This window comes from Arsenicibacter rosenii (assembly GCF_001870735.1).
GTDB lineage: Bacteria > Bacteroidota > Bacteroidia > Cytophagales > Spirosomataceae > Arsenicibacter > Arsenicibacter rosenii.
Genome location: NZ_MORL01000010.1, coordinates 100,586 through 124,170 on the forward strand (window position 1 = coordinate 100,586; position 23,585 = coordinate 124,170).

The 23,585-nt window shown below is 50.6% G+C and carries 23 protein-coding genes; 12 read left to right on the forward strand and 11 right to left on the reverse strand.

Going from position 1 to position 23,585, the window contains the following annotated elements:
• Positions 1-74: 74 nt before the first annotated feature.
• From BLX24_RS18445 to BLX24_RS18460, 4 genes are read left to right on the forward strand one after another with little or no spacing between them, the layout of a single operon-like run.
• Positions 75-1,049 carry an AAA family ATPase gene (locus BLX24_RS18445; RefSeq protein WP_071504663.1) on the forward strand — a complete coding sequence of 325 codons (975 nt, stop codon included), beginning with the start codon at positions 75-77 and terminating at the stop codon, positions 1,047-1,049.
• Positions 1,046-2,392, forward strand: a complete 1,347-nt coding sequence (locus BLX24_RS18450; protein ID WP_071504664.1) for a DUF58 domain-containing protein — start codon at positions 1,046-1,048, stop codon at positions 2,390-2,392. Before BLX24_RS18445 ends, BLX24_RS18450 begins: the two co-directional genes overlap by 4 nt.
• A 25-nt stretch (positions 2,393-2,417) precedes the next feature.
• A complete protein-coding gene (locus tag BLX24_RS18455; RefSeq protein ID WP_083422052.1) occupies positions 2,418-2,732 on the forward strand; it encodes a nucleotidyltransferase family protein in 315 nt (104 codons plus the stop codon).
• Between the two features lie 41 nt (positions 2,733-2,773).
• A complete protein-coding gene (locus tag BLX24_RS18460; RefSeq protein WP_071504665.1) occupies positions 2,774-4,240 on the forward strand; it encodes a M20 family peptidase in 1,467 nt (488 codons plus the stop codon).
• An 87-nt stretch (positions 4,241-4,327) separates the two neighbouring features.
• Here BLX24_RS18460 and BLX24_RS18465 read toward each other — a convergent pair whose 3' ends face one another.
• The 4 genes from BLX24_RS18465 to BLX24_RS18480 all read right to left on the reverse strand — a co-directional run bounded on the left by BLX24_RS18465 (position 4,328) and on the right by BLX24_RS18480 (position 7,990).
• A complete protein-coding gene (locus tag BLX24_RS18465; protein ID WP_177225868.1) occupies positions 4,328-4,546 on the reverse strand; it encodes a hypothetical protein in 219 nt (72 codons plus the stop codon).
• A 64-nt stretch (positions 4,547-4,610) separates the two neighbouring features.
• Positions 4,611-5,486 (reverse strand): twin-arginine translocase subunit TatC, encoded by an 876-nt coding sequence (tatC, locus tag BLX24_RS18470; protein ID WP_071504666.1) that lies wholly within the window; start codon positions 5,484-5,486, stop codon positions 4,611-4,613.
• An 88-nt stretch (positions 5,487-5,574) separates the two neighbouring features.
• Positions 5,575-6,867 (reverse strand): serine hydroxymethyltransferase, encoded by a 1,293-nt coding sequence (gene glyA, locus BLX24_RS18475; RefSeq protein WP_071504716.1) that lies wholly within the window; start codon positions 6,865-6,867, stop codon positions 5,575-5,577.
• A 229-nt stretch (positions 6,868-7,096) separates the two neighbouring features.
• Positions 7,097-7,990: a helix-turn-helix domain-containing protein gene (locus BLX24_RS18480; RefSeq protein WP_071504667.1), complete on the reverse strand. Its 894-nt coding sequence runs from the start codon at positions 7,988-7,990 to the stop codon at positions 7,097-7,099.
• 163 nt (positions 7,991-8,153) lie between these two features.
• On the opposite strand from BLX24_RS18480, the gene BLX24_RS18485 reads away from it, so the two are divergent.
• The 3 genes from BLX24_RS18485 (at position 8,154) to BLX24_RS18495 (ending at position 11,967) form a co-directional block, all read left to right on the forward strand.
• Positions 8,154-8,990 (forward strand): phytanoyl-CoA dioxygenase family protein, encoded by an 837-nt coding sequence (locus tag BLX24_RS18485; protein WP_071504668.1) that lies wholly within the window; start codon positions 8,154-8,156, stop codon positions 8,988-8,990.
• Between the two features lie 355 nt (positions 8,991-9,345).
• Entirely contained in the window at positions 9,346-11,469 is a 2,124-nt protein-coding gene (locus BLX24_RS18490; protein WP_071504669.1) for a protein-disulfide reductase DsbD family protein, read from the forward strand.
• Between the two features lie 27 nt (positions 11,470-11,496).
• Entirely contained in the window at positions 11,497-11,967 is a 471-nt protein-coding gene (locus BLX24_RS18495) for a Uma2 family endonuclease (protein ID WP_071504670.1), read from the forward strand.
• Positions 11,968-12,048: 81 nt separating this feature from the next.
• Here the strand turns inward: BLX24_RS18495 and BLX24_RS18500 are convergent, their stop codons facing one another.
• Complete coding sequence (locus BLX24_RS18500) at positions 12,049-12,741, reverse strand: porin family protein (RefSeq protein WP_071504671.1); 693 nt, start codon at positions 12,739-12,741, stop codon at positions 12,049-12,051.
• A 230-nt stretch (positions 12,742-12,971) separates the two neighbouring features.
• On the opposite strand from BLX24_RS18500, the gene BLX24_RS18505 reads away from it, so the two are divergent.
• Positions 12,972-13,778, forward strand: coding sequence for a lysophospholipid acyltransferase family protein (locus tag BLX24_RS18505; protein ID WP_071504672.1), 807 nt, complete (start codon positions 12,972-12,974; stop codon positions 13,776-13,778).
• A gap of 65 nt (positions 13,779-13,843) precedes the next feature.
• Here BLX24_RS18505 and BLX24_RS18510 read toward each other — a convergent pair whose 3' ends face one another.
• The 5 genes from BLX24_RS18510 to BLX24_RS18530 all read right to left on the reverse strand — a co-directional run bounded on the left by BLX24_RS18510 (position 13,844) and on the right by BLX24_RS18530 (position 18,072).
• Positions 13,844-15,265 carry an inorganic phosphate transporter gene (locus BLX24_RS18510; protein ID WP_071504673.1) on the reverse strand — a complete coding sequence of 474 codons (1,422 nt, stop codon included), beginning with the start codon at positions 15,263-15,265 and terminating at the stop codon, positions 13,844-13,846.
• 459 nt (positions 15,266-15,724) lie between these two features.
• A complete protein-coding gene (rlmN, locus tag BLX24_RS18515) occupies positions 15,725-16,771 on the reverse strand; it encodes a dual-specificity RNA methyltransferase RlmN (protein WP_071504674.1) in 1,047 nt (348 codons plus the stop codon).
• Positions 16,772-16,840: 69 nt separating this feature from the next.
• Positions 16,841-17,371: a CvpA family protein gene (locus BLX24_RS18520; RefSeq protein WP_071504675.1), complete on the reverse strand. Its 531-nt coding sequence runs from the start codon at positions 17,369-17,371 to the stop codon at positions 16,841-16,843.
• Positions 17,372-17,431: 60 nt separating this feature from the next.
• Positions 17,432-17,881, reverse strand: a complete 450-nt coding sequence (locus BLX24_RS18525; protein ID WP_071504676.1) for a GatB/YqeY domain-containing protein — start codon at positions 17,879-17,881, stop codon at positions 17,432-17,434.
• Positions 17,872-18,072, reverse strand: coding sequence for a hypothetical protein (locus tag BLX24_RS18530; RefSeq protein ID WP_143092713.1), 201 nt, complete (start codon positions 18,070-18,072; stop codon positions 17,872-17,874). The genes BLX24_RS18525 and BLX24_RS18530 overlap by 10 nt, the downstream gene beginning before the upstream one ends.
• Positions 18,073-18,160: 88 nt before the next feature.
• Between BLX24_RS18530 and BLX24_RS18535 the strand changes: the two genes are divergently transcribed.
• From BLX24_RS18535 to BLX24_RS18545, 3 genes are all read left to right on the forward strand, one after another.
• On the forward strand, positions 18,161-18,874 hold the full coding sequence (locus BLX24_RS18535) for a pyridoxine 5'-phosphate synthase (protein ID WP_071504678.1): 714 nt from the start codon (positions 18,161-18,163) through the stop codon (positions 18,872-18,874).
• A gap of 7 nt (positions 18,875-18,881) precedes the next feature.
• Entirely contained in the window at positions 18,882-19,922 is a 1,041-nt protein-coding gene (gene mnmH / locus BLX24_RS18540) for a tRNA 2-selenouridine(34) synthase MnmH (RefSeq protein WP_071504679.1), read from the forward strand.
• A gap of 143 nt (positions 19,923-20,065) precedes the next feature.
• Positions 20,066-21,751: a hypothetical protein gene (locus tag BLX24_RS18545; RefSeq protein WP_177225869.1), complete on the forward strand. Its 1,686-nt coding sequence runs from the start codon at positions 20,066-20,068 to the stop codon at positions 21,749-21,751.
• A gap of 60 nt (positions 21,752-21,811) precedes the next feature.
• Here BLX24_RS18545 and BLX24_RS18550 read toward each other — a convergent pair whose 3' ends face one another.
• Positions 21,812-22,399 (reverse strand): hypothetical protein, encoded by a 588-nt coding sequence (locus BLX24_RS18550; protein WP_071504681.1) that lies wholly within the window; start codon positions 22,397-22,399, stop codon positions 21,812-21,814.
• A 97-nt stretch (positions 22,400-22,496) separates the two neighbouring features.
• On the opposite strand from BLX24_RS18550, the gene prfA reads away from it, so the two are divergent.
• Positions 22,497-23,570, forward strand: coding sequence for a peptide chain release factor 1 (gene prfA / locus BLX24_RS18555; RefSeq protein ID WP_071504682.1), 1,074 nt, complete (start codon positions 22,497-22,499; stop codon positions 23,568-23,570).
• Positions 23,571-23,585 lie beyond the last annotated feature (15 nt).

Sequence of the window (23,585 nt, forward strand, 5' to 3'; positions counted from 1 at the left end):
ATGCTAACAAAACGTCGTGCCGCTTAGGGCCTTTGCGGCAACTAATTATATCAAAACAGAAAGTCTTTACATACATGGAATCGTTCGAATCCCGCTTAGATCTTAATAACCTTTCCGCCGCCGTGAATGCCATCCGGGCTGAACTCGGAAAAGTAATTGTTGGCCAGCATCAGACCATTGATTTGTTGCTGACAGCGCTCCTGGCAGACGGCCATGTCCTGATCGAAGGCGTACCTGGTGTGGCAAAAACACTGACAGCCAAGCTGCTGGCCCGTACCATTTCGGTTGATTTCAGCCGTATCCAGTTTACGCCTGACCTGATGCCGTCGGATGTATTAGGTACGTCGGTATATACGCCCAAACTGAACGACTTTGAGTTTAAGCAAGGGCCCATCTTCTCCAATCTGGTCCTGATCGACGAAATCAACCGTGCACCGGCGAAGACACAGGCAGCCCTGTTTGAGGTAATGGAAGAACGGCAGGTAACCAACGACGGAACGACCTATAAGCTGGCAGATCCGTTTATGGTACTGGCTACGCAGAACCCGATTGAGCAGGAAGGGACCTATAGGCTGCCGGAAGCCCAGCTTGACCGTTTCCTGTTTAAAGTCGTAGTTGATTATCCTGACGCTGCCGAAGAAGTTGCGATTTTGCGGGGGCACCACCAGCGCCGGAATTTATCGGATGCCGTGGCGGCCATTGAACCCGTTATTACGGCCGATGTACTGGCCGGCCTGCGGGCGAGCGTGCATCAGGTTCATGTGGAAGAACATCTGTTCGATTACATGGCGCAGATTGTCCGGAATACCCGGACCAATAAGTCTTTGTATCTGGGCGCCTCACCACGGGCAGCCGTGGCGCTGCTGAACGGGGCGAAGGCACTGGCTACGCTGCGGGGCCGCGATTTCATTACGCCGGAAGATGTGCAGCAGCTGGCGGTTCCTGTATTGCGCCACCGCGTGTTGCTGACCCCTGAGCGGGAGATGGAAGGCGGAACGGTCGATGATGTCATTGCGCAGGTAGTGCAGAAAGCCGACGTGCCGCGATGAAGCTAATCCGGTCTTTATACATTTCCGTCCGTGTCTGGCTGGCGTTGGCGGGCTTTACGGTATTGTTTGTCGTAGCCTTTGCCCTGCCGCTTCTTTTACCCGTCGTGCAGATCGGGCTCGTCGTGTTTATCCTGCTGCTGGGCATCGAAACGGTGTTGTTGTTCCGGGTAAAAGACGGCTTTTTCGCGCGGCGGGACGTGCCGGACCGGCTGTCGAACGGGGATGAAAATCCGCTGAGCATTTATCTGGAGAACCATTACGGCTTTATAACTCCCGTTGAGGTGATAGACGAGTTACCCCCGCAGTTTCAGCGGCGTGATGTGTTGTTTAAAGCCAGACTGAAGCCGCGCGAAAAGCAGGTAATCCGCTACGAACTAAGGCCGGTGCGGCGGGGCGAATACAACTTTGGGGCGGTTAACGTGTTTGTGATGACGCCGTTACGCTTGTTGAAGCGGCGGTATCAGTTTGAACAGGGAAAGACAGTGGCAGTCTATCCGTCGTACCTGCAAATGCGGCAGTATGAGCTGCTGGCAGCTACCAACCGGCTGAATGAACTGGGCATTAAAAAAATCCGGCGCATTGGCCACAGCATGGAGTTCGAGCAGATCCGCCCCTATACGCGCGGGGACGATGTCCGGACGGTCAACTGGAAAGCAACCGCCCGCCGGACCGATGCGCAGGCTACCACGCTGATGGTCAACTCGTTTCAGGATGAACGGTCACAGCCGGTCTATTGCCTGATCGACAAAGGCCGGGTTATGCAATCGCCGTTTGAGGGGCTGACCTTGCTCGATTACGCCATCAATGCCTCGCTGGTGCTGAGTAATATCGCTATCTTTAAACAGGATCGTGCGGGGTTACTGACGTTCTCGCACAAGATCGGGCAGATGGTGGCTGCCGACCGGAAGCCGGGGCAGATGCTGCGGATTCTGGAAGTGCTGTACCGCCAGAAAACACAGTTTCTGGAGACGGATTACGAAGCCCTTTATGCCACTATCCGTACGCAGATCCGGCAACGTAGTTTGTTGCTGCTGTTTACTAACTTTGAGACAGTCAGTGCCATGCGCCGGCAACTTCCGTTTCTGCGCCGGTTAGCTAAAGAGCATCTCTTGCTGGTTGTTTTCTTTGAAAATACTGAATTGCGTACGTTGCTGGATGAACCGGCACAAAACACCGAAGAGATATATCTGAAAACAATCGGGGAGAAGTTTTCGTATGAAAAAAAGCAGATTGTGAAGGAGTTACAGCAATATGGGATCCAGACGATTCTGACCGCTCCGCAAAACCTGACGGCGAATACCGTAAACAAGTACCTGGAACTGAAAGCAAGGGGCATGATTTAACAAAGATTTTAGCGTTGAAGAAGTTATGATACACCCTATTGTTGAGCAAAAGATGGCCTCTCTGAAGCAATTATGTGAAGCGCATAAAATCAAAAGCATGTATCTTTTTGGTTCCGCAGTTGATGGAACATTTAATGAACAGAGAAGTGATATTGATTTTTTGGTCAGATTCCAGGATGGATTACGACCAGAAGAAGCCGGACAGCATCTACTTACGCTACAATGTGAACTTGAAGATTTGTTTTCCAGAAAAGTTGATCTGATGATTGAAAGGCCTTTCCGGAATCCTTATTTCGCTAACTCTGTCGAGGCAACTAAACAGATGATTTATGCCGCATAGTCTGGCGGGAAGGTAGTTCGCCGGAAGAAACAAACTAAAATATGAAACGACTTCTCCGTATTTCGGGCATTGCTCTTGTGCTGCTGTCGGCGGTTTTACTGGTCAATACATTTCGCTTCACCTCCAGACAGCTAACCGATGTAAAGCCGGTAGCCAACTTGCCGGTCGGGGATTCGGCGCTTGTTCGCCTGAGCCAGGCACTGCGGATACGGACCGTTTCGTTTACGGATTATTCGCTGACCGATACGACTCAGTTTGATCAGTTCCTGTCATTTATCCACAAGGCTTATCCGCTTATCCACAGTAAGTTGACGCAGGAACGGTTCAACAACTATGCTGTGATGTATACATGGCCCGGCAAGGACACCAACCGAAAACCAATGCTGCTGATCGGGCACTACGATGTGGTGCCGGTTATTCAGGGAACGCAGCGGATGTGGAAACATCAGGCATTTGCAGGCGAGACCGAGGGCGGTTATCTCTATGGGCGTGGGGCGCTCGATGACAAGGCAACGGTGATGGGTTTGCTGGAAGCCGTGGAATACCTGCTGAAAACAAACTACCAGCCCGAACAAACGATTATGCTGGCGTTCGGGCCGGATGAAGAAACAACGGGTCGCGGGGCTAAAACGATGGCTGCTGCGCTGAAAAAACGCGGAATTGAGCCGGAAATGGTACTCGACGAAGGAGGGGTGATCAAAACCGACGGTGTGGCGGGGCTGAAAAAGCAGATCGCACTCGTTGGCATTGCCGAAAAAGGGTACGTAAGTCTGCAGCTATCGGCAGTAGGCGAGGGCGGCCATTCGTCTATGCCACCGAAGCAAACCAGTATCGGGATTATTGCCAGCGCCGTCGCTAAGCTGGAAGCAAATCCGTTTCCGGGGCGTCTGGATGCCGGGCTTAACCACATGTTTCAGTACATCGGTCCGGAAATGGGCTTCGGGCAACGGCTGGTGTTTGCCAATCAATGGTTGTTTGCACCGGTAATCAGCTCGATTCTGGGCGGCACCCCGGCGGGAGATGCTACTCAGCGGACAACTACAGCACCGACTATTTTTAAAGCCGGCGAAAAGGAAAACGTGCTGCCGATCGAGGCAACGGCTACGGTCAACTTCCGGATTTTGCCGGGCGAGACGATCCGGAGTGTTACAGAACGCGTTGTTGAGGTGATCGGCGACGAACGTATCAGGGTAGCGCCGATTCCGGGAACAATTGGTTCGGAGCCATCGCCGATCTCGGATCCGGATGCCGCACCGTTTCAACGGGTACAGCGTGCGATACAACGTGTTTTTCCCGAAGTAATTGTGTCGCCGTATCTGATGCTCGGGGCGGCCGACGCCCGTCATTATACAGGCATCTGCAAGAATGTTTACCGCTTTATGCCCGTTCGCATGAGCGATGAAACCCTCAAATTGCTGCACGGCACCAACGAACGCATTGCTGCTAAAGACTATCAGCAAATGATTCAGTTCTACATTCAGCTTATTACGCTCGACAAGAACGGATAACACTGCTGTCGTGGCAGGCGTTAAAAGAATCTTAAGGCGTTAAAAGCCTTAAGATTCCTCTCCGGTCCGGACTAACAAAAAAACGGATTAGTTATCGCTTATGCCTCCTCTAACCGACTCGTAACCGGATTTCAGCCGGCCCATTTCGCGGGCGAGAAAGGTTTGTAACTGGCGATTGAAGTCTTCTTTTTCGTCATCAGGCAGTGAATTGTATAACTCTTTCAGCTCCTGATTAATGGCGGCCCGCTCTTCGGCCGTGGCCGCGTTGATGGAGCGGTAGTGGTATTTTCTGAAATCGTATTCCATATAGCATAAAAAAGCCGTTAAGAAGCAGGATGACTACCTCTTAACGGCTGCAGATATCCGTTGATTAATTATTCAGAATCTCTCTTGCCTCCTTAAGCCGGGCGCGTTCAATGGAACCGGAAACCAGAATACTGATTTCATACAGCATCGCCAGTGGAAGGGCAACCAGAATCTGGCTGTAAATATCAGGGGAAGGCGTAATGATACCGGCTACGACCAGAATCACGATCCAGGCATGCTTGCGGTACTCGCGCATAAAGCGTGGCGTCAGAATACCGACTTTCGACAACACAAAGGCCACAATCGGCATCTGGAACATCAGCGCACAACCTAACGACAGCGTTACCAGTACGCCTACGTACGAGGTAATATCGAACTGGTTTTTGATCTGTGGCGCAATCCGGAAGTTAGCCAGGAAGTTGATGGCCAGCGGTGAAACAATGTAATAGCCGAACAAAAGACCCAACAGAAACAGCATCGATACATAGAAGACCGCCCCCCTTGCTGCCTGACGCTCTGATGAACGAAGGCCGGGCTTGATAAACCGCCAAAGCTCCCAGAAGGCATATGGGAAAGAAAAACAAAGCCCGATAATGGCTGATGACGTCAGCGCCATCGTAAACGGATCGGCAATACCGATCGCCTGTAGTTCAAAGTCCAGGTCTTTTACACAAAGCGCATCATAACCCGAAAACTCGGCCAGCCTACACATTTGCCTGTACGTCCAGAAACCAGGATTAGCAGGGGCTAAAATGACGTACTGGAAGATGTCCTGTATAAAAACGAACGCCACGATTGCAAACACAAAAATCGAAGCAACTGCCCTGATGATGTGCCAGCGTAACTCTTCAAGGTGTTCGAGGAAGGTCATTTCACCACCTTCTTCCGCTTGTTCTTCGTCCTGATCGTACCGATCTTCAAATGCTTGGTCGAGTGCCATATAAAAATTGCGAATGAGTAATTGAGTGATTGAGTGGAAGCGATTGAAACGTTCGCTCAGTCACTCAATCGCTCAATCACAAATAAAGTTATGCGTATAACGGAAACGCCTTCATCCAGGAATTAATTTCCTCCCGAACGGTCTGAATTTTGGCATCGTTATCGTGGTTCATCAATACGTCGTCGATGTAGCCAACGATCTGCTCCATGTCGCTTTCTTTCATGCCGCGGCTGGTCATGGCTGCCGTACCGACACGCATGCCTGACGTAACCATCGGCGATTTGTCGTCGAACGGAACCATGTTTTTGTTAATCGTAATGTCGGCTTTAATCAGGGTGTTTTCCGCCAGTTTACCGGTTAACCCTTTTGAACGCAGGTCGATCAGCATCAGGTGATTGTCAGTACCACCCGAAATGATCTGGTAGCCTTTGTCAACGAATGCTTTTGCCATTGCCTGGGCATTGGCTTTAACCTGTACCGCATAATCGTAGAAGTCTTCAGATAATGCTTCACCGAATGCAACGGCTTTGGCCGCAATCACGTGCTCCAGCGGGCCACCCTGTGTGCCCGGGAATACGCCCGAATCCAGCAGCGATGACATTAACCGGATATCGCCTTTCGGTGTTTTGATGCCGAACGGGTTTTCAAAATCATTCCGCATCATGATCAGACCACCCCGCGGACCACGCAGCGTTTTGTGGGTTGTAGTCGTCACGATATGGCAATGCTCCAGCGGGTCATTTAACAAGCCCTTGGCAATCAGGCCGGCAGGGTGCGAAATGTCAGCCAGCAGCAGCGCACCGATCTGATCGGCAATTGCCCGCAGACGAACATAATCCCAGTCACGGCTATAGGCCGAAGCACCGCAGATGAGCACTTTCGGACGCTCACGCAGGGCTGTTTCTTCCACAATGTCGTAATTGATAACGCCGGTTTCTTTTTCAACACCGTAGAATGTCGGGCGGAAATATTTACCGGAGATGTTTACCGGAGAACCGTGAGTCAGGTGACCGCCGTGTGACAGGTCAAAGCCCAGAATAGTGTCGCCTGGTTGCAGACAGGCCAGGAAAACAGCGGTGTTAGCCTGGGCCCCTGAGTGCGGCTGTACGTTTGCCCACGAAGCACCGAACAGTTCCTTGATCCGGTCAATAGCCAGCTGCTCAATTTGGTCAACTACTTCGCAACCACCGTAATACCGTTTACCTGGTAAGCCTTCCGCATATTTGTTGGTTAATACGCTGCCGGCAGCCTCCATTACCTGGCGGGAGACAAAGTTTTCAGATGCAATCAGTTCGATGCCTGATTCCTGGCGATGTTGTTCTTTGGCAATGAGATCAAATACCTGCGTGTCGCGGGCGGTAGTTGTCGTTGCAGTTGACATGTTAGTGAACTCCGTTTGGTAAAATTGAACCGTTGACCGCTGATCAGCCGGATGGATAATTCCCCGGCCACATTGCGTGGCCAACTATTTTTGCTGCAAAGGTACGGCATTTTGTGGTACAGCACAGCATACCAGGCGGGTGGACAGTCCGACAAGTAAAAAAAATCAGGCAGGATCAGTGCCTGAAGCGGAGATCCTGCCTGAAACAGCCGAGGGTATTACCCGTATTTTAATACATTTCTTCCTCCGCCAGTACCGGAACCTCTTTATCGCGGTATAGTGTCTGGTATTTCAGCGGAGTTGTACCGGTCTGTTGCCGGAACTGCCGGTGAAAATGAGATATATTATTGAAGCCACACTCCAGACCAACCTGCCCGACACTCATATCGGCCTGGGTCAACAGTTTGCGGGCATGGCTGATCCGCAGTTCATTGAGGTACTCGACAAACGATTTGTTGGTGCGTTTACGGAAATACCGGCAGAAGGCAGCCGGCGCCATACCGGCGATTGAAGCAATTTCGTCGATCCGGATTTCTTTCCGGAAATGATGCAGCATGTGTTCCAGTACGCGCTTCATCCGTTCGGTCTCTGCTTCGTTCGGCGAAAGCTGATAACTATCGCTTGCCAGTAATACGGCTTCGGTATCGTAGCTGAGCTCATTCAGAATCTGGAGCCAGTCGATGATGCGCTCCATACCGGTGCGCGTCAGAAGCCGTTCCATTTTCCGGCCAACGCGCTGCTGAAACTCCTCGCTGAACTGGATGCCATATTTCGCGCGGTGCAGCATCTGCATAATGCGGTCTGCTTCCGGAAGCGTCCGGAAAAGGGCATTATCGAGGTTGGGGCTGAACTGAACGACATAGGCTTCGGAGGTCAGAAACTCGGGCTGGTCTTCGTCGTTACGCCAGAAGTGGGGTAGGTTCGGGCCGAGCAGGACCAGGTCGCCGGGCACAAAATCACCGACGTGGTCACCAACAAACCGTTTTCCGCTACTGCGGACAATGTACGTTAATTCGTACTCGGGATGATAATGCCAGGGAACATTGAAACGATTGATGCAGACATGTTTGGTGAGTAACGATTCCCGGTCGGCAATGCTGACCTTCTCAAATAATGCTTTCATAACGTAATGGCAATAAAATGTACTTTATTGATCGAAAGGAGAAAGTTGTTAAGGTATAGGCGTCAAAAAAACATACAAATAAGCAAATAATCTGAACGTTTGTCAAGAACTAAGCCCGCATTTTTGTAACAGTAAATAAAGAAATAGTTTAACTTTTATCATCATGCTGACTGCCATAGACAAATCATCGCTTTTACACCAGCTGGCCGAACCTTTTGCGGTCACACCCGAACAACGGGCCTTTTATCAGGAATATGGCTTTATTAAACTAAAGCACGTGTTATCGCCTGAAGTGCTGGACTACTATGGCAATCTGATTACTGAATGGGTTATCAAATTAAATACGCTGACAAAACCCATGGAGGAGCGCACGACTTATGAGCGCGCTTTTCTCCAGATCATGAACTTATGGCGTGAAAACGACGAGATAAAAGAGTTTGTCTTTTCCCGTCGGCTGGCACAGATTGCCGCTGATTTGATGGATGTCAGCGGTGTCCGGCTTTACCACGATCAGGCGCTGTACAAGGAGCCATCCGGTGGCCTTACGCCCTGGCATGCCGATCAGTTTTACTGGCCCCTGGCAAGCCCGAAAACCATAACCGTCTGGATTCCATTGCAGGAAACACCGATGAACATGGGACCACTGGCATTTGCTGCCCGCAGTCAGCATGTCGAAATCGGCCGCGATATCGAAATCAGTGACGAGAGCGAGCGGCTTTTGTCAGATGAACTGCAGCGCATGAACTTCGAGATGTACGATACGCCTTTCGATCTGGGCGAAGTCAGTTACCATGCCGGGTGGACGTTTCACCGGGCAGGGCCAAATACCTCAGCAGCCCCCCGCAAAGTGATGACTATGATTTATATGGACCAGAACCAGACCATTATGCACCCCCGGAATCAGTTTCAGCAGGCTGACTGGGAGACCTGGCTAGGGTCTTACCCGGTTGGCAGCAGGCCGGAAAGCGACCTGAACCCGGTTTTATATAGTTGTTCTTAACGTTGGAATAGCCTTTTTAACGAAAAAATCAGTAATTAAACAGCGATATATAGTAGTATTACTGAAAAGGCTTGTTTTTAGACTATTCGAGTGAATAAAAATTAATATAGGTTGGTTGTTGTTACACCGCCCTGACCACGATGTCGGGGCGGTGTTTTTGTTATCAGGATGTTAATGAGAGCGGTTGGCCAAAGATTTGCGTATGAAGTTATGAGCCGATCGACCATCTTTGTGCATCTGTTTTCAACAATCACGAACCAGTCACGAAAACATCTGCGGTAGTTTGGAAATATTTTTGCAACGATTCTGTTATACCCAAAGTACTGTCCCTTACGTGAACCTGTACATAACATTTATGAAACGAATACTGGCGCTCTGCGCAATCTTCCTGCTGAATCTGAGTGTTTATGCCCAGTTTGGGGTGCCCGGACAATCGGGTATTGCCAAGCCCGTTCCGTCATGGAACTATACTATAAAGCCTGCAACTGCCAGGGTGGGTGATGTGGTGGAGTTATACCTTACCGCAAACGTGCAGGAGGGCTGGCATATGTACTCTTCAGAATCAAATCCCAAAATGGAGTTCGGGCCAATTGCTACCACCGTTTCGTTTAAGAAAAATGAAGGGTATGAAGTAGTTGGCAAGCTGAAACCAATCGGTGCCAAAACGAAATACGAAGAAGTATTTGAGGGAGATGTGTACATGATGCCACGTCCGGCGGTATTTATTCAGAAAATCAGAGTAATTAAGGACAATCCTGGTATATCAGGCACTATAGAAGGGCAGGCATGTACGGATACTGACGGAAAATGTGTGCAGGTAAGTGATGACTTTTCGCTGACAATAAAAACGACCGCCGCCGCTACTGTGCCGGCCACTGCCACGACTGCTTCGGCTTCGGTGAGTACACCGGTATCAGCCACAGCCGTAAGTGCGACAACGGCACCTGAAGCGGTTGCTGCCACAACAAGTACTGATACAGTAACCGAATCCGTTGCGCCTGCACCGGAATCAATTACGGGTATTGCTGCCGAAACCGCCGCCGGAACAGAGGGTGATTCGATGCTTGGGTTCATCATTGCGGCCTTCCTCTCGGGTCTGGTTGCATTACTGACCCCGTGCGTATTCCCGATTATTCCGATGACAGTTAGTTATTTCACCCATCAGAAAGGTGGTCGCTGGAAAGCCATTATCTACGGGGCTTCGATTATCGGGATTTACGTACTGATCGGCACGCTGGTTTCCCGCATCAACGGACCGGCGTTTGCCAACTTTCTGAGCACCCACTGGGTACCGAATATTCTGTTCTTTGCCATCTTCTTTACGTTCGGGCTTTCGTTCCTTGGGCTGTTCGAAATCGTATTACCACATAGCCTGGTCAACAGTGCCGATGCCAAAGCCGAAAAAGGCGGGCTGATGGGGATTTTCTTCATGGCCTTTACGCTGGTGCTGGTGTCATTTTCCTGCACCGGTCCGATTGTGGGGAGCCTTTTGGTGGCCTCGGCCGGTGGCGAAGTGGTCAAGCCGATTGTCGGTATGATGGCGTTTTCGTCGGCGTTTGCCATTCCGTTTACGTTGTTTGCGGCCTTTCCGCAGTGGCTGAAAAGCCTGCCGAAATCGGGCGGATGGTTAAATTCGGTGAAAGTTCTCCTGGGTTTCCTCGAACTGGCGCTGGCGCTCAAATTTCTGAGTATTGCCGATCAGGTGTATCATTGGGGGCTGCTAGACCGTGAGGTATTCCTGGCGTTCTGGATTGTTATTTTCTCGCTGATTGGATTTTATCTGCTTGGTAAAATCCGCCTGCCGCACGACTCTGAAACCAAATCGGTGAGTGTGCCGCGCCTGCTGATGGCGATTATTACGTTTGCGTTTGTCGTTTACATGGTACCGGGTCTGTGGGGCGCGCCGTTGAAGGCCCTCTCAGGGTACTTGCCGCCGGAAGCCTCGCAGGATTTTAAACTGACAGCGGGCGGCTCAGCGGCATCGGAACCGGCTAATGCGCTGGGTGAAAAACCGAAATACGGCGATCTGTTTCACTTGCCGCACGGTTTACAAGGCTTTTTCGACTACAAGCAGGCCCTGGCCTACGCTAAAAAGGTGAACAAGCCGGTGTTCATTGATTTTACCGGACACGGTTGCGTAAACTGCCGCGAAATGGAAGCCCGTGTGTGGTCGGATCCGCAGGTACTGAGCCGGCTCAAAGAGGACTATGTGGTTGTGGCATTGTATGTCGATGATAAGACCGAATTGCCCGAAAGCGACTGGTATACCTCGACCTACGATCAAAAGCAAAAGACAACAATTGGTGCCCAGAACGGTGATTTACAGATTGTAAAATACAACAACAACGCCCAGCCGCACTATTGCCTGGTCGACCACGAGGGTAAACTGCTGGTGGCGCCTAAAAACTACGACCGCGACATCAACAACTTCGTGCAGTTTCTTGATGCCGGCAAAACGAAGTTTAACGGAAAGGGTTAAATTTAAGTAATCAACCAAAAAGACGGTATGGAAGTGATCAGGGAATTGTCGGAGTATGAACTGGAACGGGATAAACATATGCCAAGCAAGAACCACGGAAAACTTCAGTATCGGATATCCAAAGCGATTGGCGATTTATACGAAGATCGCTTCGATATTCTGACCGAAGTTAGCCTTGATATTCCATCACGGCCTTTAGTTCCGGATATTGCACTGTTTGCGGTAAAGGAATCTGATTGGCTGGAAGATGAAATCAAAGTAAAAGAGCCGCCGTTAGGTATTGCCGAAATACTATCGCCTACTCAGGGTAATCAGGAGCTGGTTGACAAGATGGAGACTTATTTTTCTTTCGGGATAAAATCTTGCTGGATTGTGATTCCAACGTTTCAAATGATCCATGTTTTCTCGGACAAGCACACTTACAAAACGTATATGCAGAATGAACTTTACGACGAGATACTGGATATACGACTGGACCTGAAACGGATCTTTCGCTGATATAAAAAAAGCCGGCCTCGATAAGGGCCGGCTTTTCTGCTTCTAGTTCGTAGGTTCAACAAAAACAGTCAATGAAAAATCTTAATATCCGCCGATCGGGAATGAATAGCCCAGTGATACACTGACACCGCGGTTACGAACCGGCAACTGCACCACCGGTACGTTTACCTGACGGGTGAAGCCATGGGTATAGCGTCCTTCCAGAATCAGCTTACCGGCACCAACCGGAGCGGCTAAGCCCAGACCGCCTACGGCACTGAAATCCCACCGCTGCATCACACCACCCAGTGGCACATCCAGATCAATTGGTTTTGACACAAACAGCGCCTCGGCGCGGGTACGAACCTTGCTGTCAACGGCATAGGCGATTGACGGACCGGCAATGATATAGGGCTGAATGGCACCGTCGCTAAGGTTAATTTGGGCCAGCAGCGGTAATTCAATATTTTTGGTCTGGAAGTTAATCCGTGCTCCCAAAGGAAGCGGTATCCCGCCAAGGTTCAGATTAAGGCCTTCGCGCATCATAAGTCCCTTCTGGACATAAGCCAGTTCCGGCCGGAATGATACGTAGTCGCTCAGAGGTATGTTCAGAAAAACGGCGCCCTGCGGACCTGCTGCCAGCTTGAATTCAGGGGTGAAGCTATCGAAGGAAGATGGCTTGGAAACAGTACCCCAGTGGGCACCCCCGCGGAAACCCAGTTCAACCTGTGCAGAGGCAGTATGAAACAGGAAAAAGCTACAAGCTGATACAAGTGCGAAAACAATTCGTTTCATGGTAGTCAAAAAAAAGATTGATTGTAAAAGTCATTTGTAAAAAAGTACAGCTTGTGCCATGCAGTAGTTGTTGTTTGTAATGCTTGGATGCAGAAGCAGCCAAAAGGATTAATCAGGCAGGAAATATTTTTTTGAACCGTTTACATTCCTTTTTTGGTGTATTGCACTATTTGTTGAAAACATTGTAAAGTAGTTGTAGCTTTACTAAAGAAGCCTCCCGTTTAATCGTGATGAAGTACACAAAGCCAACAAAATATAGCTATCTGCCCCGGTTTCTGGCCTGGCTGGATATATTGGGCCTGTTTGAATGTGACCCTTTCGGTAATTCGTTGCTGGTGAAGCGAATACTGATCTGCATTATTGGCTGGTTTACCTATGCGCGGTACACGGTAGTAAACCGGATTCAGATTGAGGGTACCGAGCATCTGGAAAACCTGCCGATCAATAACGTTCTGTTTCTGTCGAACCACCAGACGTATTTCGCTGACGTCATTGCCTTCTATCATATTTTTTGTGCGGTAAAATGGGGCTTTCAGAATACGATGCTTCCACCGATTTATCTGTTCGGACCACGGGCAAGGAATTACTTTGTTGCCGCGTCGGAAACCATGAAAAAAGATATTTTGTCGCGTCTGTTTGCCATGGGCGGTGCCCTGACGGTCGAACGTTCGTGGCGGGCCGACGGCCGTGATGTAAAGCGGGCGGTCGACACCTCAGCCGGTGACAAAGTAAACAGGGCACTGGAACATGGCTGGGTAGTGAGCTTTCCGCAAGGCACAACCAGCCCGTATGCACCGATACGAAAAGGTACCGGCCACCTGATCAAAGATCATCATCCGATTGTGGTGCCGATCGTCATCAACGGCTTCCGGCGTGCATTCGACAAAAAGGGATTGCGGTTTAAAAAACGCAATACGCTGCTGACAGTCCGGTTTAAAGCCCCGATGCACATTAGTCCGGACGATAGCGTAGACGATATTGTGGCGAGGGTCCGGAGCGCCATCGAACAGGACGCCCCCGAATGGGTGAACAAATAACGAAAAAGGCGCTCAATCGTGTGATGAGCGCCTTTTTCGTTATGGATATAAGCTACTGCTGATGCTTATAGTAACCAGCGCAGCAGCAGGAAGAGCGTAAACGAAAGCAGTACAGAAACCGGTAGGGTCAGCACCCACGCCAGCGCAATGTTCTTAACGGTACCTGCCTGTAGGTTTTTGATACCTTTATTAGCCACCATACTGCCTGCGATTCCCGATGACAGAATGTGTGTAGTACTAACCGGCACTTTCAGGGCTGAAGCAATACCGATGGTACTCGCGGCAACCAGCTCGGCCGAAGCTCCCTGCGCATAGGTCAGGTGCTGCTTACCAATCTTTTCACCGACAGTCACCACAATCCGGCGCCAGCCAACCATCGTTCCTAAGCCCAGCGACAAGGCAATCATCAGGATTACCCACGTCGGTGCATAGTCGGTATACCGGCGCAGACCGGTTTTTTCGTCAAGGTTTGCCTTCAGGTCGTCAACCTCGGTTTTGGTCAGAGAGGCTTCGCCGCTGTCCAGAATCTTCTTGACGTTGTTGTTGATCAGCAGCAGATCGCGGCGCACACCCAGACGTTTGGCGGCCGGTAACTTGCCGTCTTCCATCGGTTCTGAAAGCGTTTTATTTAGCTCAGCCAGTTCTTTGCGTGTCTCCGACAGGCGTTTCCGGTCCTGATCAGATAGGCGTGACGAGTCAATTTTATTGATAATCTGCTCAATGCGTACGGTATTCTCCCGCATCTCCAGCGGATTCTTACTGTTATTGAGCGCAAAGAATGTCGGGGTGATACCGATCAGAATCAACATGATCAGGCCCACACCTTTCTGACCGTCGTTGTTGCCGTGAAAGTAGCTAACCAGCGTACACGTAATGATCAGGATACCACGGATCCAGATTGGCGGCGGTGAATTTTTCTTAGGCTCCTTGAAAAGCGCATCTTTGCTTTCCTGAGGCGTCAGCCGGCGGAGCAGGAACATCAGAATGATCACAAGGCTGAAGCCAATCATCGGTGAGAGCAGTAAAGCCTCGAATGTTTCGATCGCTTTGTCCCAGTTAACGGCTGATCCTGAGGTGTTTTCAGGGAACGTAGAGAAGGCTAAACCTACCCCGAGGATCGATCCGATCAGGGTGTGGGAGCTGGAGCTTGGCAGCCCGAAGTACCAGGTCCCTACGTTCCAGATAATGGCACTCAGCAGGAGGGCCAACACCATGGCAATGCTATGATAAACGTTTTGATCAACAAGGAGTTCGACAGGGAGCAGGTTGACAATACCCATGGCGACACCGATCCCTCCGAGGAGTACGCCGATGAAGTTCCACATGCCTGACCATACTACCGCAACGGTTGGTTTTAACGAATTGGTATAAATAACGGTAGCAACCGCATTCGCTGTATCGTGAAAACCATTTACAAATTCAAAAGCACAAGCCGCGAACAGGCTAATAAAAAGAAGGATGAAAACGTCTGTTTCTAGACCAAACATTGGAGGTATTCTTCTGTAGTTCAAAGCCTATCCTACTGACAGGCGATTATACCGCAAAGGTAAGCCAATCTTTTAAGCCCCATGTTAAGAAATTGTTAAGTAGGGGCGACCCCACGTGGTCGCCCTGGTGGGTTATGCCCTGACCGTTCTTGCTGATCGGGGGATAAAAAAAAGGGCGACCACGTGGGCGAATAAAAAAAAGGGGCGGTCACGTGGGCCAATAAAAAAAGGGGCGACCACGTGGGCGAATAAAAAAAAAGGGCGACCACGTGGGGTCGCCCGTACGGTGTTGCTGCTGATCGGGGGATAAAAAGGGGCGACCACGTGGGGTCGCCCGTACGGTGTTGCTGCTGATCGGGGATAAAAATGGGCGGTCACGTGGCGAATAAAAAATGGGCGGTCACGTGGGCCAATAAAAAAAAAGGGCGACCACGTGGGGTCGCCCGTACAAAAATAGCCTCAGGATTTGCCGGCCAGTTGTCCGCAGGCTGCGTCAATATCTTTACCCCGGCTGCGGCGCACATTCACCGTAACGCCTTTCTGCTCCAGAAAACCTGCGAATTTGTCGAGTGTCTGCGGGTCGGTATTCTTAAAGCTGGCTTCAGCAATCGGATTGTACTCAATGATGTTGACCTTAGCCGGTACTTTCTTCGTGAACTCCCACAATTCCCGCGCATCCTGCAGGGTGTCATTGAAATTATAGAACACGATATACTCAAAGGTTACACGGGTACCGGTCTTGCGGTAGAAATAATTCAGCGCCTCGGCCAGGTTTTTCAGCGAGTTGCTTTCGTTGATCGGCATGATCTGGTCGCGTTTCTGGTCATTGGCGGCATGCAGCGACAGGGCCAGATTAAACTTTACCTGATCGTCGCCGAGTTGTTTAATCATTTTCGCAATGCCTGCTGTCGAAACCGTAATACGCTTCGGCGACATACCCAGGCCGTCGGGCGATGTAATGCGGTCGACCGACTCCATGACGTTTTTATAGTTCAGGAGTGGTTCGCCCATGCCCATGTAGACAATGTTGGTCAGCGGGGCCTGATAAAACTCGTTGGCCTGCCGGTCGATGGCCACCACCTGATCGTAGATTTCGGAGGCTTCCAGGTTGCGTTTGCGATCCATGTAGCCCGTGGCGCAGAATTTGCACGTCAGCGAGCAACCTACCTGCGACGATACACAGGCGGTCATGCGGTCGGTATCGTCAGCCCGGAGTGCCGGAATCAGAACGCCTTCGACGAGGTTGCCGTCATAGAGTCTGAACGACGATTTAACGGTGCCGTCTGCACTGCGCTGCTGAGTAGCAACCGTGAGCGGGCGTATATCAAAGTGGCTGTCCAGCTTTTCGCGGGTTGTTTTCGACAGGTTGGTCATCTGGTCGAACGATTGAGCGGATTTTTTCCACAACCATTCGTGCACCTGTTTGGCGCGAAAGCCTTGCTCTCCGTTTGCCGTAAACCAGTCTTTCAGCTGAACCGCCGATAATTTGCGAATATCTTGCTTCATTATTACGATTGAGTGATTGTGTGAATGAGTGATTTGGTGAGACAAAACGATGCCGTTCCGCTCAATCGCTCAATCACTAATTCGCTCATTTATTTTTTTCCCTGCTTCCAGTCCCTTCGGTACCCAGACGGCGGTTTTGCGCATGACGGCCGGTGCCACGGGGCGGATGACCGGATACAGATAGGTGCCTTGTGTCTGATTAGCAGGGATTTTGACTCCCATGTAGCTGAACAACCAAAACAACACACTAATTCCAAATACCCACGTAAAAATCCCGACGGCCGCCCCCACGATACTGTCAAAGGTACCGAGCAGGGTGTACCGCAGCGATTGCCGGAGCGAATAGCCCATTTGGTTGATCATGAACACGGTAGGAAAAAAGATAACCGAAAAGCCCAGCCATGGCAGGAGTTTGCGGGCCAGTTCGCGACTGATATAAGGAGACAGTAACTCAATACCGAAGCCCAGAAACCTGAATCCCACAACCATGGCGACCACAAACGCAATAACGGCAATGATCTCGATCAGCAGCCCCTTACGATATCCATTCCAGGCCCCCCATATCAACGGAATCAATATAAGAATGTCGAGTGTTTTCATCAATGAGTGAATGTGCGGATGAGTGATTGAGTGAAGAACAACGCTCAATCACTCAATCACTCATTGTAAAAGCTGCTTCACCGTGGCAGAGATGGCTTTGCCTTCGGCGAGGCCGGCGAGTTCTTTAGTCGCGACGCCCATCACTTTGCCCATGTCGGATGGCGCAGAAGCACCGACGCGGGCAATGATTTCCTGTAACTTAGCCTTCAGCTCGTCTTCAGTCAGCTGCTTGGGCAGGTATTTTTCAATGATAGCAATTTCGGCTTCTTCCTTCGCTAACAGGTCTTCGCGACCCTGCGTACGGAAAACATCGGCCGAATCCTTCCGTTGCTTCACGGCTTTGGTCAGCAGCTTGATTTCGTCTTCCGGTTTCAGGCCGTCGCCTGCACCTTCTTTTGTTTCTTCCAGCAGAATCAAAGACTTGATAGCCCGCAAAGCCCGCAGACCGTCCTGATCCTTAGCCTTCATGGCTTCTTTTATATCGGCGTCAATTTGTTGTTTTAAGGACATGATTTCGTAAAAGATAGTGTATTGATAATTCGTGCAAAGGTAGGAATAAGGGAGCAATAAAGATAAAATCCGCCTTTACCAGGTGTCAGCGTCAGCCGACTGGCCGGGGCGTAAAGCGGCTGGCTGAATGCATAGAGGCCGTGCAGCACCAGGGCGATGGCAAGAAGATGGCGGAGCAGATAGCGGATCATAGGAAAGAAAAACGGCGGGAGAACCATATTTCGTGTAATGGGGTTAATTTTGGCAGAGTAATTCAGGTATTCAATTACAGCTTATTCAATGACTCGTCTCAGTGTTAATATCAATAAAATTGCTACGCTCCGTAATTCGCGCGGAGGAAATAATCCGGATGTAGTGCAGGTAGCCATTGATGCCGAACGGTTCGGTGCGCAAGGCATTACCGTACACCCGCGGCCTGACGAACGCCATATCCGGTATGCGGATGTGCTGGCGCTGAAAAACGTAGTGACGACGGAATTTAATATTGAGGGTAATCCCGATGACCGCTTTATTGAGCTGGTAAAACGGGTGAAGCCAGAGCAGGTAACGCTGGTGCCTGATGCCGTTGACGCCATTACCTCGAATGCCGGCTGGGACACCATCACCCACCGCGGGCACCTGACGGATCTCGTCAATATGTTCAAGGCCGACGGTATCCGGGTGTCGATTTTTGTAGATGCCGATGAGCGCATGGTGGAAGGCGCCAAAGCCACTGGTACCGACCGCATTGAATTATACACAGAGCCCTACGCAACCCATTATCCGGACGATCGGGAAGCCGCTATTGCTCCCTTCGTAAAAGCCGCACAGAAAGCACAGGAACTCGGACTCGGGCTGAATGCCGGGCACGATCTGAGTCTGGAAAACCTACAGTATTTTGCACAGCATATCCCGGGGCTTCTGGAAGTATCAATCGGCCATGCCCTGATTGCCGACGCGCTCTATTTCGGTCTGGAAAATACCATTCAGATGTATTTACGTCAGCTGGCGTAGTAGGTATATGACGGCTAAACAACTCTCTGTGGCTGATTTTCTGAACGAAGCCGGCCGGCTGCCCGTCATCGATGTGCGGTCGCCGGGAGAGTATGTCCATGCCCACATACCCCATGCCATCAACATTCCTTTATTTGATAATGACGAGCGTGCCAAAGTCGGAACAAAGTATAAACACGCCGGAAAAGATGCAGCGGTCCTGCTCGGTCTTGAACTGGTAGGCCCGAAGCTGGCTGGCTTTGTCAAACAAGTCAGAAGGCTGAATCCGGAGGGGAAAGAGGTGCTGGTGCATTGCTGGCGGGGGGGGATGCGCAGTGGATCGTTTGCGTGGCTGCTCAATACGGCCGGTATCCGTGCCCGTACGCTCGAAGGCGGCTACAAAGCCTACCGCAGCGAGGTGCTGTCGGCATTTGCGCAGCCCCGGCAACTGATGATTCTGGGCGGCAAAACCGGCTCCGGTAAAACCGACATTCTGAAAGAACTCGCGCGGCAAGGAGAGCAGGTGATCGATCTGGAAGCCATCGCGCGGCACAAGGGCTCGTCTTACGGAGCGATCGGGCAGTTGCCGCAAGTATCATCTGAATATTTTGAAAATGAGCTTTTTGATGCCTGGCGCCAACTGGATCCTGCCCGCCGGATCTGGCTCGAAGACGAAAGCCGGACCATTGGTACCTGCTTTATTCCGTACCCCCTCTGGTTGCAGATGCAAGCCGCACCAACAGTGGTGGTAGAGGTCCCCCGGCACGAACGCATTGCCCGGCTGGTCCGTGAATACAGCGGGGAAGGCATTGAACCGGCTGCCCTTATTGAAGCTACCCGCCGTATTCAGAAAAGACTGGGTGGAAAAGCCACTCAGGAAGCTATCGACGCAATAACCACACGCGATTATGCAACTGTTGCCGATATTGCTCTTTCATATTACGATAAGTCATATTTAACGGGACTTTCGTTAAAAAAATCGACGGATTTATATACTTTTGATGCTCCAACGGACAATCCGTCTCTCTCTGCAACTCAATTAATACAACTAAAAGCTGAAAGAAATTAAAATTTTCTTTCATGTGTTGTTTTTGGCCCGAAAATTGAGATAGCCTCCTCAGCAGCCTTTTACTCAACTTCTCCGCGATAGTGGGGAGAAAAATCTACATGGTTTACGCCATGAACTATAATTACTATAACGTGATGACCCGAATGAGACAAATCTACGGTGTAATGTTGCTTGCTACATTGGGTATAACCCATGTGCAGGCCGGGCGAATGGAGGCACGGGAAAGTGGAGCATTGAGTAAGCCAGCCTCAGCAACAGGGATACAGCTTACCGGGACGTTGGCCGCTACTCCCCGTAAGTCATTTGTACCTACAACCATTAAAGGTTTCTGGAATATTGATGTTGTGGATGATTTTACGTTACCCGTCACGAAAGCAATTACGTTTTGTGGGGCAGGACGAAATCTGCATGTCAATAGTGACTGGCAGAAGCTTTTTAAACGGGGCTTCTCGGCCATTGAAAAGTCAAGGATGGTACCTGACGAATGTAACAACGACCCTGCTCATCCCAAGCCGGCAGGCTGGATGAGTCGGCTGACACAAAGCCAGCGTTCGTGGATTCTCTACCAGCAATACTTCAGCGAAAATGCCTATCAGGTTCAGTGGGCGCGCAACAGCCAGGACGCGGCAAATACCTATTACCGGCGTCCGGACGGTGATCCGAACTCTTCAAACAGCTTATATAAGGCTATCTCAGACATTCAGGGATCGTGCGAGGTATTCGGTGACTGTAATCCGGTGAACAAGAAAAGTACATTCGGGACTATTTTTCTGGATATTGAAAATGAAGGAATTTCGTCGGATCTGGGGCAGGAGCAAGTGAACCTGTATACCTACCTGGCAAAAACACTGAAGGAGGTAGTTAGTCCGCAGACCGAAACGGCTTCCATTGCGCCTGTTCCGGTAAACGGCCACGGCGTATCGCCGGGCGGCGATTATTACCTGCCGGCCGATTATCTCTGGAAAAATACGGCCCAGCACACCGCTACGTCGCGTGAACGGGGGATGCCGGACGACATTGTCGGAACCTCATTTTCAGACCATATTACCATGCAGATGCCGGGGGTGTACTTTGTTTACCCTGACTTTGATTACAGCTCTGCATCGACGCATACCGGTGACCGTGACCGTCATTGGTTAGCCCACATTCTTCAGGAGCAGGAAGTTAATTTGGCCTTGTCGCCTAAAAAACGGGTTGCCTGGCAGTGGTTATTTAATACCCAGGACTCGTATTACCTCAATAGCGGGAAAGCTGAGCATCCGGCGCCACCGGCCATTGCCGAAGGGTTAGCGATCTTTTACTGGTTTACCGGTGCTCACGGAGCTCTGTTCTGGGATGACCACATCAACCTGGTACCCAATCAGCCGACGCCGACAGATCCGGCTCAGGTGGGTATCGGCAACGACCGGAACTATGCCTGCTACGAACACTACATTCATGGGTTGTGGCGTCTGTTCAAACACCATGGTGATATGTTCTCGGGCGGCGAAACCTACCTGAATCAAAACACTGAGTGTTCGTACGATGGCGGGCAGACCTGGCATAAATACAATGCAAATCAACTGAAAACGAGAGGGTTACCGTTTGTACGGGCGGTAGTGAAGGGCGATCAGATTCTGGTAGCGGCTACAAAACCTTATGCAGCGGCGGGCGAACAGACGTCAGTACTCTTGCGCTATGCCGAAAATGGTTATAACTTCGTTACGCAGATTAATATGACAGGGGATGAAATTTTTCTGGGCCGTGCTACCATGCAGGACCCGAACAAAGCCGCACCCGGTCAGCGAGTCTATAATTTGAGCTTGATTTCAGGCTGTAATTGTAAGTAAATAAACGACATACAACAGAAAAGGCCAGCGCATTTTACGCTGGCCTTTCTTGTTTTCCGGCTATTTCTTCGGCTGATTCAGCCGCCGGATAACCTCCCTCTTGTGAAAAACCAGCCGCCAGACCGCTAATGGCTGTTTCTGGTTGCCGAAGCACGCCTGACAAATCACATTATCGGTCGGGACGGCCGTATTGTAGACATACAGCGTGTCGTTGACTTTCTGGATATTCGGCTGCTGAGCAAGTTTGTTCTCGGCGTTATACAGATAAGCGTCGAGTACTTCACGCTCTTTGGCCGGCAGCTTCGTATTCTGCACATCGGCTCCGCTGAGCAGATTGATGTCAATGGCATACCGTTTGGCCAGCGCCCGGGTTTTGGGCAGTTCGCTAAGGGTACACAGCCCCGCTATGTCGGCGGGTTTGGCGCTTAGTCTGGCCGTAAGCTCCTGTTGGGCAACAGACGCGATTTGTTTTCCCCAGCTATCAACGGTAATGTTGATTTCTTCATTCGTAATCCGCTTTATTTTTTTATCCATCATTTCCTGCTTCAGCGCCGGGGTTTGCTGAATCCGGTTGTCAGGATTGCACCCCATGATCAGCATGGCAAGGATGCATCCGTGAAAAATCGACCTGAACATTGTGACATCCATCGTGTTCTTACTGGTTATAGAATTGCCTATCTGCAATAGTACAAAGGTAGTACAGAACGAATTTTGTATTTTTGCAAAATAAGTCTACGATACAACTATGCTCGACCAGTTAGAAGCCATTCGCGAACGCTTCGACGAAGTATCTCAGCAGATCGTGCAGCCCGAAGTGGTCTCCGACCAGAAGCGGTTTGTAAAGCTGAGCAAAGAATATAAAGACCTTGAAAAAATCGTTAATCAGTACCTGGATTACAAACAGTTATTGCAGGAAATTGATAACGCTAAGGAAATCATTGCCACAGAAAAAGACGAAGAATTTCGGGATATGGCCAAAATGGAACTCGATGAGCTGCTGGCTCGCCGGGAACCGATGGAGGACGTCCTGAAAGAAATGCTGATTCCGAAAGATCCGAACGACAGCAAAAACGTCATCCTCGAAATCCGGGCGGGTACCGGTGGCGATGAAGCGTCGATTTTTGCCGGTGATATTTTCCGGATGTACCAGCGTTTCTGCGACAAAATGGGTTGGCGGATGTCAATCGTTGATTATACCGAGGGAACCTCAGGCGGCTATAAGGAAATTGTTACCGAGGTGGAAGGGGAAGATGTCTATGGAAAACTGAAGTTTGAGTCGGGGGTTCACCGCGTACAGCGGGTACCGGCGACGGAGACGCAGGGACGTATTCATACCTCGGCGGCCAGTGTGGCTGTGTTGCCCGAAGCCGAGGAGGTAGACGTGGAACTGAACATGAACGACATCCGGAAGGATACCTTCTGTTCGTCGGGAGCGGGTGGTCAGTCGGTAAACACGACCTATTCCGCCGTTCGGCTGACGCACCTGCCAACCGGTCTGGTCGTGCAGTGCCAGGACGAACGTTCGCAGCTTAAAAACCTCGAAAAGGCCATGACGGTATTGCGGTCTCGGCTGTACGAAATTGAGTTGCAGAAGCACAACGACGCCATTGCCTCGCAACGCAAAACGATGGTCGGCAGCGGCGACCGTTCGGATAAAATCCGGACGTATAATTACCCGCAGAGCCGGGTAACCGATCATCGCATCGGCCTGACGGTCTATAACCTGCCCTCGGTGATGGACGGGGAGATCGGCGAATTTATCGAGCAGCTCCGGATTGCCGAAAACGCGGAACGCCTGAAAGAAGGCACAACCGCTTAGCGTATAAAAGCCGCA

Excerpts from the sequence above, each read along its gene's own strand:
- BLX24_RS18460 (WP_071504665.1), top strand. The coding sequence starts at position 2,774 with ATGAAACGACTTCTCCGTATTTCGGGCATTGCTCTTGTGCTGCTGTCG.
- BLX24_RS18525 (WP_071504676.1), bottom strand. The coding sequence starts at position 17,881 with ATGTCCTTAAAACAACAAATTGACGCCGATATAAAAGAAGCCATGAAG.
- BLX24_RS18500 (WP_071504671.1), bottom strand. The coding sequence starts at position 12,741 with ATGAAACGAATTGTTTTCGCACTTGTATCAGCTTGTAGCTTTTTCCTG.
- rlmN (WP_071504674.1), bottom strand. The coding sequence starts at position 16,771 with ATGAAGCAAGATATTCGCAAATTATCGGCGGTTCAGCTGAAAGACTGG.
- BLX24_RS18510 (WP_071504673.1), bottom strand. The coding sequence starts at position 15,265 with ATGTTTGGTCTAGAAACAGACGTTTTCATCCTTCTTTTTATTAGCCTG.
- mnmH (WP_071504679.1), top strand. The coding sequence starts at position 18,882 with ATGACGGCTAAACAACTCTCTGTGGCTGATTTTCTGAACGAAGCCGGC.
- BLX24_RS18450 (WP_071504664.1), top strand. The coding sequence starts at position 1,046 with ATGAAGCTAATCCGGTCTTTATACATTTCCGTCCGTGTCTGGCTGGCG.
- BLX24_RS18530 (WP_143092713.1), bottom strand. The coding sequence starts at position 18,072 with ATGATCCGCTATCTGCTCCGCCATCTTCTTGCCATCGCCCTGGTGCTG.
- BLX24_RS18485 (WP_071504668.1), top strand. The coding sequence starts at position 8,154 with ATGCTGACTGCCATAGACAAATCATCGCTTTTACACCAGCTGGCCGAA.
- prfA (WP_071504682.1), top strand. The coding sequence starts at position 22,497 with ATGCTCGACCAGTTAGAAGCCATTCGCGAACGCTTCGACGAAGTATCT.
- BLX24_RS18490 (WP_071504669.1), top strand. The coding sequence starts at position 9,346 with ATGAAACGAATACTGGCGCTCTGCGCAATCTTCCTGCTGAATCTGAGT.
- BLX24_RS18445 (WP_071504663.1), top strand. The coding sequence starts at position 75 with ATGGAATCGTTCGAATCCCGCTTAGATCTTAATAACCTTTCCGCCGCC.
- BLX24_RS18545 (WP_177225869.1), top strand. The coding sequence starts at position 20,066 with ATGAGACAAATCTACGGTGTAATGTTGCTTGCTACATTGGGTATAACC.
- BLX24_RS18480 (WP_071504667.1), bottom strand. The coding sequence starts at position 7,990 with ATGAAAGCATTATTTGAGAAGGTCAGCATTGCCGACCGGGAATCGTTA.
- glyA (WP_071504716.1), bottom strand. The coding sequence starts at position 6,867 with ATGTCAACTGCAACGACAACTACCGCCCGCGACACGCAGGTATTTGAT.
- BLX24_RS18455 (WP_083422052.1), top strand. The coding sequence starts at position 2,418 with ATGATACACCCTATTGTTGAGCAAAAGATGGCCTCTCTGAAGCAATTA.
- BLX24_RS18520 (WP_071504675.1), bottom strand. The coding sequence starts at position 17,371 with ATGAAAACACTCGACATTCTTATATTGATTCCGTTGATATGGGGGGCC.
- BLX24_RS18550 (WP_071504681.1), bottom strand. The coding sequence starts at position 22,399 with ATGGATGTCACAATGTTCAGGTCGATTTTTCACGGATGCATCCTTGCC.
- BLX24_RS18535 (WP_071504678.1), top strand. The coding sequence starts at position 18,161 with ATGACTCGTCTCAGTGTTAATATCAATAAAATTGCTACGCTCCGTAAT.
- tatC (WP_071504666.1), bottom strand. The coding sequence starts at position 5,486 with ATGGCACTCGACCAAGCATTTGAAGATCGGTACGATCAGGACGAAGAA.
- BLX24_RS18505 (WP_071504672.1), top strand. The coding sequence starts at position 12,972 with ATGAAGTACACAAAGCCAACAAAATATAGCTATCTGCCCCGGTTTCTG.
- BLX24_RS18495 (WP_071504670.1), top strand. The coding sequence starts at position 11,497 with ATGGAAGTGATCAGGGAATTGTCGGAGTATGAACTGGAACGGGATAAA.
- BLX24_RS18465 (WP_177225868.1), bottom strand. The coding sequence starts at position 4,546 with ATGGAATACGATTTCAGAAAATACCACTACCGCTCCATCAACGCGGCC.